Annotated in this window: 11 protein-coding genes and 1 pseudogene; 8 read left to right on the top strand and 4 right to left on the bottom strand. The window is 63.3% G+C overall.

The window, feature by feature from the left end; translation table 11 throughout:
• From E1809_RS26905 to E1809_RS23645, 3 genes and pseudogenes are all read left to right on the top strand, one after another.
• A pseudogene (locus E1809_RS26905) lies at positions 1-298 on the top strand (hypothetical protein); the annotation flags it as partial.
• 42 nt (positions 299-340) lie between these two features.
• Positions 341-1,207: a substrate-binding periplasmic protein gene (locus E1809_RS23650; protein ID WP_133206692.1), complete on the top strand. Its 867-nt coding sequence runs from the start codon at positions 341-343 to the stop codon at positions 1,205-1,207.
• Between the two features lie 143 nt (positions 1,208-1,350).
• Positions 1,351-2,694 (top strand): NAD(P)/FAD-dependent oxidoreductase, encoded by a 1,344-nt coding sequence (locus tag E1809_RS23645; RefSeq protein ID WP_165962479.1) that lies wholly within the window; start codon positions 1,351-1,353, stop codon positions 2,692-2,694.
• A 94-nt stretch (positions 2,695-2,788) separates the two neighbouring features.
• Here the strand turns inward: E1809_RS23645 and E1809_RS23640 are convergent, their stop codons facing one another.
• The 3 genes from E1809_RS23640 to E1809_RS23630 are packed head-to-tail and all read right to left on the bottom strand — an operon-like array spanning position 2,789 to position 6,616.
• On the bottom strand, positions 2,789-4,282 hold the full coding sequence (locus E1809_RS23640) for an aldehyde dehydrogenase family protein (RefSeq protein ID WP_205754314.1): 1,494 nt from the start codon (positions 4,280-4,282) through the stop codon (positions 2,789-2,791).
• A gap of 4 nt (positions 4,283-4,286) precedes the next feature.
• Positions 4,287-5,180 carry a 4-hydroxy-tetrahydrodipicolinate synthase gene (gene dapA, locus E1809_RS23635; RefSeq protein ID WP_133206690.1) on the bottom strand — a complete coding sequence of 298 codons (894 nt, stop codon included), beginning with the start codon at positions 5,178-5,180 and terminating at the stop codon, positions 4,287-4,289.
• Between the two features lie 50 nt (positions 5,181-5,230).
• The gene (locus E1809_RS23630; protein ID WP_133206689.1) at positions 5,231-6,616 is read right to left on the bottom strand and encodes a protoporphyrinogen/coproporphyrinogen oxidase; all 1,386 of its coding nucleotides are present in this window, start codon (positions 6,614-6,616) and stop codon (positions 5,231-5,233) included.
• Positions 6,617-6,895: 279 nt separating this feature from the next.
• On the opposite strand from E1809_RS23630, the gene E1809_RS23625 reads away from it, so the two are divergent.
• From E1809_RS23625 to E1809_RS23605, 5 genes are all read left to right on the top strand, one after another.
• Positions 6,896-7,579: a GntR family transcriptional regulator gene (locus tag E1809_RS23625; protein ID WP_133206688.1), complete on the top strand. Its 684-nt coding sequence runs from the start codon at positions 6,896-6,898 to the stop codon at positions 7,577-7,579.
• A 423-nt stretch (positions 7,580-8,002) separates the two neighbouring features.
• The gene (locus tag E1809_RS23620) at positions 8,003-9,370 is read left to right on the top strand and encodes an MFS transporter (RefSeq protein ID WP_133206687.1); all 1,368 of its coding nucleotides are present in this window, start codon (positions 8,003-8,005) and stop codon (positions 9,368-9,370) included.
• 103 nt (positions 9,371-9,473) lie between these two features.
• A complete protein-coding gene (locus tag E1809_RS23615; RefSeq protein WP_133206686.1) occupies positions 9,474-10,148 on the top strand; it encodes a GntR family transcriptional regulator in 675 nt (224 codons plus the stop codon).
• A gap of 156 nt (positions 10,149-10,304) precedes the next feature.
• Positions 10,305-11,504, top strand: coding sequence for a pyridoxal phosphate-dependent aminotransferase (locus E1809_RS23610; protein ID WP_133206685.1), 1,200 nt, complete (start codon positions 10,305-10,307; stop codon positions 11,502-11,504).
• Positions 11,501-12,460 carry a 2-hydroxyacid dehydrogenase gene (locus E1809_RS23605; RefSeq protein ID WP_133206684.1) on the top strand — a complete coding sequence of 320 codons (960 nt, stop codon included), beginning with the start codon at positions 11,501-11,503 and terminating at the stop codon, positions 12,458-12,460. The genes E1809_RS23610 and E1809_RS23605 overlap by 4 nt, the downstream gene beginning before the upstream one ends.
• 140 nt (positions 12,461-12,600) lie before the next feature.
• On the opposite strand, the gene purU is transcribed toward E1809_RS23605, so the two are convergent.
• Positions 12,601-13,503 (bottom strand): formyltetrahydrofolate deformylase, encoded by a 903-nt coding sequence (purU, locus tag E1809_RS23600; protein ID WP_133206683.1) that lies wholly within the window; start codon positions 13,501-13,503, stop codon positions 12,601-12,603.
• Between the last annotated feature and the right edge of the window lie 2 nt (positions 13,504-13,505).

The raw sequence follows: 13,505 nt of genomic DNA, 5'->3' as shown, positions 1-13,505 counted from the left end.
CACCTCCGGACTGTCCGGCTTCACCGGATTCCGCATCATCATCCTCCCCCAAGCCCTGCGCATCTCCACCCCGCCCCTGGCAGGACTCGCCGTCCTCGTCTTCCAAGGCAGCGCCCTCGCCTTCGTCATCGCCGTGCCCGAACTCATGTCCAAAGCCTTCGAAATCGGCTCCATCACCTTCCAATACCTCTCCGTCTACCTCCTCACCTCCATCCTCTACGGCACCCTCACCCTCCTCTTCCTCGCCCTCGTCAAACTCCTCGAACAACGCCTCAACCGCCACCTCCAACGCAACTAAACACCCCCACATCTCCAACACCACAGCAAAGAAAGAAGAACCATGTCACGCACTCCCCGCGTCCTCGTGCGCGCGCTTTCGGCCGGCACCGCCGCCGGCCTGCTCGCCCTCTCCCTCGCAGCCTGCGGAGGCACCGACAATGCCAGCAGCAATTCCAGCTGCAAACCCGCCCACGACGGCCTCAAAACCCTCACGCAAGGCCAACTCACCGTCGCGAGCTACGACTACGCACCTGCAACCATCCTCAACGGCGACCAGGTCACCGGCATGGAAGGTGACCTGATCGGCGAGATCGCCAAGCTCGAATGCCTCCAGGTCACCGTCAGCTCCTCCGGCGGCGCCGGTGCGGTCATCCCCTCCGTGCAGTCCAAGCGCGTCGACATCGGATCCGGAAACTGGCTGCGCACCAAGGCACGCTCGAGCATCGTCTACATGAGCACCCCGCTCTGGAGCGATCCGCAGGCGATCATCTCGAAGACCGGCCTGACCAGTGACGACCTTGCGGGCAAGAAGGTCGGCTCGGTCGCCGGCAACCTCTGGAACGACAGCCTGCAAAAGTGGCTCGGAGACAACTTCAAGATCTACCAGGACGACGAGTCCATCTACGCGGACCTCAAGGCAGGACGCATCGACGCCGTCGTGGCATCCGCCGCTTCCGCGAAGTACCGGTTCAAGTCAGCGCCTATCGACGGCGCCCAGGTAGTCAACGTCAAGCCCAACCCGAACGTCCCGCAGTTCGCCTCCGTCGGCCAGGTCATGCTGCCCTCCAGCCTCGACAACCAGACCCTCGGCAAGGCGATCGACGACGACATCCAGAAGCTCCGGGCGGACGGCACCATCAAGAAGATCCTCGATAAGTACGGAATGGATCCCGCCGTCGGCGAGCCCGGCGCACCCAGCGAACTCTGACAAGGGCGCCGTTCAGCATGAGGGCGACGTCGGGCTTACGGCCCGACGTCGCCCTTGTGCGTGCCCATTGAATGGCCGATGAGCCCGTATTCGTCGGCGCGTTTGAGAAAAGAAACAACAGAATTATCGAAGAGGAGCCCAAATTGCATGACGTAATTATTGTTGGTGGAGGCGCGGCCGGACTCGGAACTGCCTATTACTTGAAGGATTCGGGGCTGGATGTCCTTGTCTTGGAGTCCGGCCACGAAGTCGGCGGACGCTCGCACACGGTGCCGCTCGCGGGGACATCGGCCAATTCCGGTGCGATGTTCGTCTACAAGGGAACCAAGTCCGAGGAGCTCGTGCATGAGCTGGGGATCGAAACCGTGCCCTTCCTTCCCACGACGTACGGAATCCACGTCAACGGGAAGACCGTCGTTGCCGAATCGAACGAGGACGTTGTAGCCGGCCTGAATCTCAGCGAGTCCGAAAAGACTGAACTCATCAAGTTCATTGATGCCTCACTCACCGAGTACCAGGACTATGTCAACGGCCAAACGTCGGTAGACGCGCTCGGCAAGCTCTCGGACGAAACCGTGGCAGAGCGGATCCGCGACCTGCAACCGGCGGTCCGCGACGTCATTTCCACGGCGATCCGCGGCGGCGCCGTGGGCGATCCGGCCAATCTTTCAGCGAAATACGCCCTCCGCTACTTCGCCAGCTACCTCGCGCGGGAAAAGGACAACCGCCTTTTCGCGCTGGACGGAATGCAGGCCATTCCTCGGACCATCCTGAAGCACCTGCCCGAAGACGCGGTCCGCTACAACACCCGGGTAGCGGATGTGGCCCTGCGCCAGGACGACGGCGTGTACGAGGTGTCTGTCCAAACAGGTTCCGGTACAGCAGAACCCGGTGAAGAGAAACTCCTGGCGAGGCACGTCGTGTTGGCCGTCCCGGGGCCCGTGGTCCCGGAGATCGTCAAGGACCTGCCTGACTGGAAGACCTCCGCGCTTCAGCGGGTCGCGAGCCCAGGCAGCACTACGCTGAACATCGTCGCCGACGTCGAGGGGCTTCCGGAAGTCAAGGACTGGGCGATCATCATAACTGTCGGCATGCCCTTTGACGCCATCATCAACCCGGTCCCGGGTGGAACCGAACAGACCTCCCGCGAGAACATCGTCCAGCTGACCTGCTATGGGAATTCCTCCGGCTATTTGCCGGGCTTCGCCGACGATGAGGAAAAGGTGGCCGAGTGGATGGAGGACTTCTACACGGTGGCTCCGCAGCTTCGTGGCCGCGTCTTGGGCGTGCATGCCCAGACGTGGCAGCACTGTTTCGCTTTGCTGAGTCCGGAGCGGGCAACGGCACTTCCTGAGCTGCAGCGTTCGATCGGTTCGCTGCACTTCGCGGGCGATTACACCTCGGAGACTGCAGGAACGCATGGGGCGTACACGGAAGGGGAACGCGTGGCGTCCCTGATCCGGGCCGCAGCGGCAGTTGCCGGCTAAGAAACCGAAGACGAAAAAGATCCCGACGGCGATTGCTCGCCGTCGGGATCTTTTTCGTACCGCTGAGGTGCTTGGAGGTCAGCCGGGCACGGACTCAGTCCCGGTTGTACATGACGTGCTTGGTCCTGGAGAAGTCTTCCAGGGCGTAGATCGAAAGATCCCTGCCGTAGCCGGAGCCCTTGAAGCCTCCCCAAGGCACTTCGTTGGCAATCACCAGGTGGGAGTTGACCCACACGGTGCCGAAGTCCAGCTTGCGCGGGACGGACAGCGAACGGGACGCGTTCGTGGTCCACACCGAGGCCGCGAGCCCGTAAATGGTTTCGTTCGCCCGCGTGATGGCTTCCTCATCGGTGCTGAACGTCTCCACGGAAACCACGGGGCCGAAGATCTCGGTGCTTGCGATGGCTGCGCCGGCAGGAACATCGGTGACGACGGTGGGTTCGATGAAGTAGCCCGGCCCCTCCAACGCGTTGCCTCCGACGGCGATTCTCAGTCCGTCCTTGCGGACGTCGTCGAGGGCGGCCAGTACCCTCTCGTAGTGGGCCTTGGAGATCATGGAACCGATCTCGACGTCGTCCCCCGCACCGGGAGCGCCAACGGAAATCTCGCTCACTTCCCGGACCAGCAGCTCGGTGAACTTCTCCGCCACCGATTCGTGCACGAGAACACGGCATGCCGCGCCGCATTCCTGGCCGCCGTTCCAGAACCCCGCAGAACGGACACCCTTCGCGGCCGCTTCCAGGTCGGCGTCGTCGAAGACCACCACCGGTGCCTTCCCGCCCAGTTCCAGGTGCACGCGTTTGACGGTGGACGCCGCGCTCGAGGCGACTTTCTGGCCGCTGCCCACGCTGCCGGTGATGGCGACGAGGTCAACATCCGGGTGCTCCGAGAGCCGGTTACCGACTACCCGCCCGGGGCCGGTCACGATGTTCAGCACGCCCGCCGGCAGCTCGGACGCGATGAGTTCGGCCAACTTGAGCGTAGTCAACGGTGTCTGCTCCGAGGGCTTGAGCACCAGCGTGTTGCCGGCACCCAGGATCGGCGCGATCTTCCATGCGGCCATGAGGAGGGGGTAGTTCCACGGAGTGATCACGCCCACCACGCCGACGGGCTCGCGGAAGATCACCGAGGTGTGGTTCTCCGCGTAATCGTCCGCGCCCAGGGTGGTGAAAGCACGGGTCGCCCCGGCCGAGAACCGGAAGGTGTCGATCGCACTCGAGATATCGTCCTCGGTCACGGCCGCCGGCTTGCCGGTGTTGGCCGCTTCGAGGGTTTCGAAGACTTCGCGATTGGCCTCGATGATGTCCGCGATCCGCAGAAGAACCGTGGAACGGTCCTTCGGGGTCTTCGCCGCCCAGTCCGTCTTAGCCGCTACGGCAGCGGCGACGGCGGCGTCGACGTCCTCGACCGATCCCTCGGGGACCTGCGCGATGACTTCTTCGGTGGCCGGGTTCACGACGTCAACGGTTGAGCCCGACGTCGAAGGAACGAACGCTCCACCGATGAACTGGCCGAAAGGAGGCAAGGCAGGAACCGGAAATTCCCCGCCCCTGCGAACGGTGAACAGTGCCGTGCTTGGCGTGGCCATGGTGCTACGCCACCTTCACGCGCAGGGCCGCAAGGGCGTCGCGGACGCGGGTGAAATCCTCGGAACCAAGGTCAGCGGTGGGACGTCGGGGCGAACCGACGGGCAGCCCTTGCAGGGTAAGGCCGGCCTTGACGGAGGCGATGAACGGCGTGGAAAGCAGCGCGTCGATCACCGGGTAGACCGCGTTCCACAGTTCACGCGCACCGTTAAGGTCGCCTTCGGCGATCAAACGGCTGACCGCGACGATTTCCTCGGGCACCACGTTGGCGGTACCGGCCATGACACCGGCCGAGCCCTCTACCAAGGCGCTGTAAATGTAGGCGTCCCAGCCGATGAACGTGCCGATGACATCGCTGTGGTGGTGGATCAGCTGGAGGGCCTGCTCCCAGTTGGCGCTGGAATCCTTGATGTAGAGGATGTTCGGGACCTCTTCGGCCAGTGCGCGCACGGTGGCCGGATCCAGGTTGACGCCGGTCACGGCCGGGATGTTGTAAAGCATGACGGGAAGCTTCACCGAACCGGCCACGTCCTTGAGATACGTGACGGTCTCTTCCAGGGACAGCGGTTCGTAGTACGGAGTGATCAGCATGAGCACGTCCGCGCCAGCCTTCTCGGCGGCCTGCGAAAGCCGGATGGCTTCCGCCGTCGAGGTTGCGCCGGTCTGGGCGATCACCGGGACGCGGCCCCTCGCCTGGTCGATGACCGTTTCGATCAGGAGCAGCCGCTCCTCGGAGGACAGTGCACCGACTTCACCCGTGGATCCGGCGGCGACAACGCCGTCGACGCCGGCATCAATGGAGCGGTCGACGACGCGACGCAGCATTTCGACGTCGATGGCGCCGTCCTGTCCGAACGGCGTGGACAAAGCGGTGAGGACTCCGCGGAGGTGGTTGGTCATGAGTGGTTCCTTTACTTAAGTGCTGTGGTGGGAAAGAACGGATGCTTGGCTTAAGCGACGACCGACAGGCCGCTGTGCGGCGGGGCCTGGCGGTGCGTCGCGAGGAGGCTGGCAGCTTCTTGGGCCGCCGAGAAGCCCGAGGTGATCGAGGATTCCGTGTAAAGGGTTCCGAGGAAGTCGCCTGCGAGGAATACACGGTCAGTTCCCCGCATGAGGGTGGACTGGAGTTTGGCACGGCCCGGGAAGCAGTACGGGGAAGCGACCTTCCAACGATCCGTCTGCGCTTCCACAACGCTGCCGGCAAAACCGTGGCCAAGCACCTGGTCAAGGTCCGCGAGGTGCGTCTGGATGACTTCGTCGTCGCTCTTGTCCAGCAGGGCCTTACCGAGGCTCGCCGGCGAGAACGTCATGAAGCTTCCGCCGAGCTTGCGCACCGATTCCGAACCACGGACGATGCTTGCCTGGTTCAGCGCAATCGCGAAGGACCGCTTGGGAGCAGCGATGGCGTAGATGTCGTCCCACGGCCGCGCGGAGGTTTCGTTGGTCAGGAATGCCGTGCTGACGTGCGGGCCGTACTTGATCTGGCTGAGGGCGTCGCGCAGTTCGCCCGGAAGGTCCACGCCCACCTTGTGCGAAACATCGGCAGTGGTGGCAAGGACGACGGCGCGGGCTTCCACCTCGCGGTCCACGCCACCCTGGGTGTAACGGACGAGCACGGAATCCTTCTTGTGCACGACCTCATTCACCGTGGCGCCCAACTGGATGCGGCCGCCCAGCGACGCTGCAATCGACTCGGTCAGCGTCGACGGACCACCGACGATGCCTTGGCTCAGCCCCTGCCCGATGCCCAGGACCAGGCTGAAGTAGCCGATTCCGGCACCCGCCGAGATCTGGTCCATGTCACCGGCCGAGCGCGTAACGGTGGTCTTGAACAACGAGGCGGCGTCCTCGGACAGATCGCCGATGAAGTCCTGGAACGAGGTGCTGTTCTCGAAGTCGTAAATACGCTGCTGGCGCATCGCGCCGGACTCGCCCGCCCGCTTCCGGACAACGCCCGTGTACTTTGCCACTCCGCTGACAACCTTCATGCCCGCGCGCAGGGTATCGATGCGCGAGGACAGCGACATCGGAATGCGGAACGGGTACGTGGCGATGTGTCCCTTGCGGATGAACTTTCCGTTCATGGACAAAGCCTGGAGCGAACCCGGGATGTTCACGGCAGTGACGCCGACCTCGTTGAGCAGGGCATCCGTGGACGAACCCGCGCCTGCAAAAACGTGGCCGCCCCAGTTCAACCAATACGAACCGCGGCGCTCCGAACGGATCCGGCCTCCGACCCGCTCGCCGGACTCCAGCAAGAGCGTGTCCCAATGGCGAAGGCGCCAACCGGCCGAAAGTCCGGCCAGACCGGCACCGACAATCACAACATCTTTCATAGGAATGCCCTTCTGCGAAATTCTCGAATGCTTACTTCTCCGGGCGGTCCAGGGGAAAGACGCCCGTGATACTCCCACCCCAGGCGGGACAGCCTCCGCGATGTCCCTCAACTTTGAGGAACACCACACAATGTGATTCCCATCATAACAAGATTTGATCAAAGATCAATAGAGATTATTGGCTAACCCTGCAACGCGGAACCGCGCCGCGTGGCACGCGCGGTGAGAAACGACCCCAAAGACGCACCGCCGTCGGGCACTCGCCTATATATTTGATCTATGCCACTTTCCAAGAGGGCCGCGCCAGCACTCCTGACCGACCAGGTTTACGACACAATCCACGAGGCGATCCTCAGCGGCGAACTGCCCGCCGGCTCCCGGCTGACGGTCCGCGAGCTCGCGGAACAGGTGGGAACCAGCGCCATGCCCGTGCGCGAGGCGATACGCCGGCTCGAAGAGGCAGGAATCGTCGAACGCGAACCCCATAAGGGTGCAGTGGTGAAGGCCCTTACCCTTGAGGAACTGCTGCACGTCTACAACATCCGCAGGCTGCTTGAGGTCGAGGCTGCGCGCTTGGGGAGTCGGCACATCACCCGCGAGGATTGCGACCGGATGCAGGCAGAATACGACCTCATGCGGCATGCGATCACCGAGCACCAAGTCATCCCCATCCTGGACCACGACGAGAACCTCCTGGAAATCCTCTATACCGCCGCCGGGAATCCGCTACTCGTCCAGATGATCCGCAACCTCTGGCGGCAGTGCCGCGCCTACAAGATCGTGGGAGCACAGGGAACCCTGGACACCGCGGGCGATGAGTCCCTGTGGCGTTACCAACGGGACCTCATCGATGCCGCCCGCGACGGCGATTCCCTCAAGGCCGCGTCCGTCAACGACTCGTCACTCGTCGATGCCACCGACCGCATCAAGGCCCTTCTGGCCGCTCAGCGGGACCACAGCTAAACCTCTTCCCCGCTGCGGGCCACACGCCCGCCGAATCATGGGCGACCACTCCCCCGCGTGCGTGCGGGACTGATCGTCCACAGCGACGAACGCCTTTCCTAAAACCCTGAGTTCTTCAGTCGTCGCTCAAATTTTTTCGATCTTTGATCGAAAGTACTTGTGCGATCTTTGATCGAATCCTAGTATTGAGACATGCCTCACACGGGCATGTTCGAGATCACAAAGTTCGCGAAACCTACCGAGGACCATCAACACGCCGACATCGCACGATGTCCCTGACTCTGTATCTGGGCCGAAGCCGTATCGCCGCGGCAAGGGCCCTAGCGGACAGAGAATCCGGGGAGCCGTGAGGTCGGCCCCCTTAAGGAATTGCCGTCCAACTAGGGACGCCGCAATCCCTGCCACATCGACTAGGAGAACTCGATGACCACAAATGCATTGGACGATGCACCCCTGTCCACCTTCCATAAGAAGCTTGCCCTCTTCTCCTCCGGAGGGCCTTTCCTTGACGGCTATATCCTGTCCATCATCGGTGTTGCACTGGCGCAAATCACCGGGCAGTGGCACCTGAATGAGTCGGAACAAGGCCTGATCGGTGCTTCCACCCTCATCGGCATCTTTTTCGGGGCCTTCGCCGGCGGCTGGCTGACCGATAAGTTCGGGCGCAAGACGCTCTTCACGCTCGACCTCATAGCGATGATCGTCTTTTCAGCCCTCCAGTTCTTCGTGGGCGACGTGTTCTGGTTGATCGTCCTGCGCCTCTTCATCGGCATTGCCGTCGGCGCCGACTACCCCATCGCAACCTCCCTGCTGGCGGAATTCTCGCCGCGCAAGTACCGCGGGCCGCTCCTGGGCCTGTACGTAACCATGTGGTTCGTCGGCGCCGCTGTTGCCTACGTCGTCGGGGAATTGCTCGTCGGACTCGGGGACAGCGGATGGCGCTGGGCGCTGGCAAGCGCAGCCGTGCCCGCCCTGCTGATCGCACTCGCACGGATCGGAACACCGGAATCCCCGCGCTGGCTCGCAGGCAAAGGCAGGCTCGACGAAGCCAATGCCTCCCTGCGCAAGGTCTTCGGCCCCGGCGTCACCGTCGACGACCTGCCCCAGGAATCGAAGGAAAACCTCAACGTCCGCGCCCTCCTCCGCTCCGGCTACGGCGGACGCATGGCCTTCATCACGATCTTCTGGACCGCCTCGATCGTCCCCCTCTTCGCCGTCTACGCTTTCGCCCCCGCCATCCTCGGCGCACTCCACCTGGACGGCAGCATGGGCCAGATCGGCTCCGCCGTCATCACCATCATGTTCATGGTCGGCTGCATCATCGCGTGCGTTTTCGTCAACAAGATGGGCCGCCGCCCGCTCATGATCCACAGCTTCCTCTGGTCAGGCCTGGCCCTGCTGATGCTGGGTATTCTCCCGAACGCGTCATCGTGGATCATCATGGCGCTGTTCATCGGCTACGCCGTACTGATCGGCGGAACCCAGATCATGCAGTGGGTCTACCCGAACGAACTCTTCCCCACCGAAATCCGTGGCTCCGCGGTGGGCCTGGCATCTTCGCTCAGCCGCATCGGTGCCGCTGTCGGGACGTATCTTGTCCCCTTGGCGCTCAGCGGCCTGGGCATCGGCACCACGATGATCATCGCCGGAGCCATCACCCTCCTCGGCGCCCTGATCTCGATCCTGTGGGCACCCGAGACCCGTGGCCTTTCGCTTACTGAGAGCGCTGCGCTCGGTAGCAAGCGATCAACGACTTCCACGGCCCCGGCAGTGAACCTGTCCCGCCCGTAAGAACTCCGCCGGGAAATCACAAACTGCTGAGATCCGTGCCGCTCCTGGACAACCGTCGCCCGAGCAGCACGGATCTCATGCGTACACAGGAACGGAGCTTCGCATGAGCATTCACGCGCCTTCCCACGTCACACCAACCCTTGTGGCCGACCAAGTGTACGAGATCCTGGAAAACGGGATCCTCACCGGCCGCCTCGCGGCCGGTTCCCCACTCCGGGTCCAGGAACTCGCGGCCATGGTAGGCACGAGCGTCATGCCCGTGCGCGAGGCCATCCGCAGGCTCGAGGAAGCCGGGCTCGCAACGCGGATCCCGCATAAGGGAGCGGTGGTGAAGACCTTCACCGTCGCTGAACTCATCCACATTTACGACGTCCGGACGACCCTGGAGGTCGACGCGACCCGGAAGGGGACACCGAACGTCACCGCGAGCGACATCCAACACATGAAAACAATGCTCGGACATATGCAGAAGGCCGCCGGAGAAGACAGGATTGCCGACGCCTTGGACCTTGACGAAGAAATCCTCCGGACGCTCTACAAGGCTTCCGGCAACCCGGTCTTGGTGAGCGTCATCGACACCCTCTGGCTCCAATGCCGGCCCTTCAAGGCCATCGGCGTGACCGAAGCATTGGACAATCATGACATCACGCCTTGGACCCCGCAGCCGGCTCTCTTCGAAGCCGTCAAGGCCGGCGACACCGTGACAGCGGCGGCAATCACCGCTGACTCGCTCGCGAGCGCCCGCCGTCGTCTCGTGCTTCGACTTGAACCACATTAACCGCCGGCAGGACACTCGGCCGGAACTTTGGAAGAAAAACAAGAGGACATCTTTCGTCCCACTGATATATTAGTCCCATGGTCTGATATATTAGTTACACATGAGATCTGTATCCCTTTGGGATGGATCGTCAACTCGACGAGGAGTGAAACAATCATGCAGAAACTCGCGCACCGGCTTGAACGCCTGGGCACTGAGACCGCTTTCAGCGTCGCGCAAGCAGCGGCGGCTTGGAAGGCGAAGGGGAACGAGGTTTTCCCGTTCCATCTTGGCGATATCAATATCCCTACCGCACCGCACATCGTTGAGGCGATGAACCGTGCGATCGCCGACGGGTACACGGGCTACTGCCCCGGGCCCGGTATCCCGCAGCTGCGCGAAGCGTTGGCCGAGGACATCGGCACACGGCGCGGGATTGAATTCTCCCCGGAGAACGTGGTGGTCATGACGGGCGGCAAGCCCGTGATCACCAAGTTCCTCCAGGCCGTCATGAACCCCGGCCAGGAAGTGCTGTACCCCAACCCGGGCTTCCCGATCTACGAATCCCAGATCGAGTACCTGGGCGGTACGGCCGTGCCGTACCGTTACGTGCCCACCAGCACGGGCTTCGCGATCGACCTGGACCAGGTCCGGGCCTCGATCACGCCGAACACGGCAGCGATCATCTACAACGACCTGCAGAACCCGATCTCGGCCGAGTCCACCGCCGCCGAGCGCGAGGCGATCGCGCAGATCGCGATCGAGCACGACCTCTGGGTGCTTTCGGACGAGGCGTACTTCGAGACCCGCTACGAAGGCGTCTCCAGCTCGATCACCTCGATTCCGGGCATGGCCGAGCGCACCGTGATCCTGTACACATTCAGCAAGAAGTTCGCCATGACCGGTTCCCGCCTGGGCTGCGCCGTCGCCCCGGTGGAGATCGCCAAGGTCCTGTCCACCCTGAACACCAACGACGAATCCTGCACCACCCACTACGTCCAGTGGGCAGGCATCGAGGCGCTTCGCGGCCCCCAGGAACCCGTGCAGGACATGCTCGACATCCTCAAGGGCCGCCGGGACGCCGCGTGCGAGCTCGTCAACGCCATCCCGGGCATGAGCGTGGCCGTGCCGCAGTCCACGTTCTACCTCTTCCCGGACGTCACCGAAGCCATGCAGAAACTGGGCTACACCGCCGTGGGTGACTTCGCCTCCGACGCCCTGTACAAGACCGGCGTGTCGTTCTGTACCCGTGAGCACTTCGGCCGGCGCCTGCCCGGAGAAGAGCGCCAATACATCCGCCTGGCCTACTCTGGCATCGAAGTACCAGCCATCAACGACGGCCTCGGCCGCCTGCGCGAATGGATCCAAACCGCATGAGCAAAGTAGTAGTCACCGGGCGCGTGCCCGAAGCAGCGCTGGAAAAACTGCGCACCGAGCACGACGTCGACGCCTGGACCGGTCCCGGGTCGATCAGCCGCGAGGAGCTCCTGCGCCGCGTCGCCGGGGCGGACGCCGTCGTGAGCCTGCTGACCGAACGCATCGACGCCGAACTGCTCGACGCCGCCGGACCGCAGCTGAAGGTCGTCGCGAACGTCGCCGTCGGCTACGACAACATCGACGTCCCCGCGTGCACGCAACGCGGGATCATCGCCGCCAACACCCCCGGCGTGCTCACCGAAGCCACCGCGGACATCGCGTTCGGGCTCATCCTCATGGCCACCCGCCGGCTCGGCGAAGGCGAACGGCTCATCCGCTCCGGACAAGCCTGGAAATGGGGCATGTTCTTCCTGCTCGGCTCCAGCCTGCAAGGCAAAACCCTCGGCATCGTCGGCATGGGAGGCATCGGCCAAGCCACCGCACGCCGGGCCAAGGCCTTCGGCATGGAGATCGTCTACCAGTCCCGCAGCGAAATCGACCCCGCCATCGCCGCGGAACTGGGCGCCCGCCGCGTCGAGCTCGACGAACTGCTCGCCGTCTCCGACGTCGTCTCCCTGCACTGCCCCTACGGCCCGACCACGCACCACCTGATCGGCGCCGAACAACTCACGGCCATGAAGGACACCGCGTACCTGGTCAACACCGCACGCGGACCGATCATCGACGAAGCCGCCCTCGCCACAGCATTGCGCGAACGGCAAATCGCGGGCGCCGGGCTGGACGTCTTCGAAAACGAACCCACCGTCCACCCCGGACTGCTCGAGCTCGAAAACGTCGCCCTCGTCCCGCACCTGGGATCGGCCACCGTCGAAACACGCACAGCCATGGCCATGCTCGCAGCCGACAACACACTCGCCGTCCTCAACGGAAACCGTCCGCCTGCACCCATCAACTAAAACCAAGAGAGCGAGCCCCGTCCAGAAGGACGGGGCTCGCTCTCGTTTAAGGCCATTAACGCCAAAAAGACGGTTCCCCGCGCACTCGATGCTTGTAAGCACCGTATGCGCGGGGAACCGTCGAAATGGAGCCCGAGAACCTACTTCAACACCACAGTCCGGTTCCCCTGCAGGATCACGCGGCCTTCGCAGTGCCAACGAACGGCGTTGCTGAGGGCCTTGCACTCGGTGTCGCGTCCAGCCGCGACCAGCTCGTCCGGACCGAAGGTGTGGTCCACCTCCACCACTTGCTGGGCGATGATGGGTCCTTCGTCCAGTTCGCCATTGACGTAGTGGGCTGTAGCCCCCACGGTCTTGACCCCGCGCGCGTGGGCCTGGTGGTACGGCTTTGCGCCCTTGAAGCTGGGCAGAAACGAGTGGTGGATGTTGATGGCACGGCCGTCCAGCTTGCGCGCGAGGTCGTCGCTGAGCACCTGCATGTAGCGTGCGAGGACCACGAGTTCCACGTCAAGGCGGTCGATGAGGTCCAGGAGCTGCGCCTCTGCGGCGGGCTTGGTGGCCGCGGTGACGGGCACATGGAAGAACGGAATCCCGTGCCATTCCACCGTGCGCCTGTGATCCGGATGGTTGGAGACCACCCCGACGATCTCCACCGGCAGTTCGCCCACGCGGGCCCGGAACAGGAGGTCGTTGAGGCAGTGCTCGAACTTGGAAACCATGATCAGCACGCGCCGTTTGGCTCCATGCCGGTTCAGTTGCCACCGCATGCCGAACTTCTCCGCAACCGGTGCGAAGGCTTCCCGCAGCGAATCGATGGTTGACTCGTCTCCCTCAGAGGAGAAATGGATCCGCATGAAGAAGTGCCGGTCCAGTTGGGAATCGAATTGCTTGTTCTCGATGATGTCGCAGTCGTGTTCCAGCAGGAAGCCGGAGACGGCGTGCACGATTCCCCGGGTTTCGGGGCAATCGAGCGTCAGGACATGTTCCACGGTGGTCGCCGGCTGTTCCGGCGCGGACGCGGTCTCATTGTGAATGGCAGTCATGG

This window comes from Arthrobacter terricola, assembly GCF_004354015.1.
In the GTDB taxonomy this organism is placed as follows: Bacteria; Actinomycetota; Actinomycetes; order Actinomycetales; family Micrococcaceae; genus Arthrobacter; species Arthrobacter terricola.
This window is presented reverse-complemented; position numbering and strand designations above follow the sequence as displayed.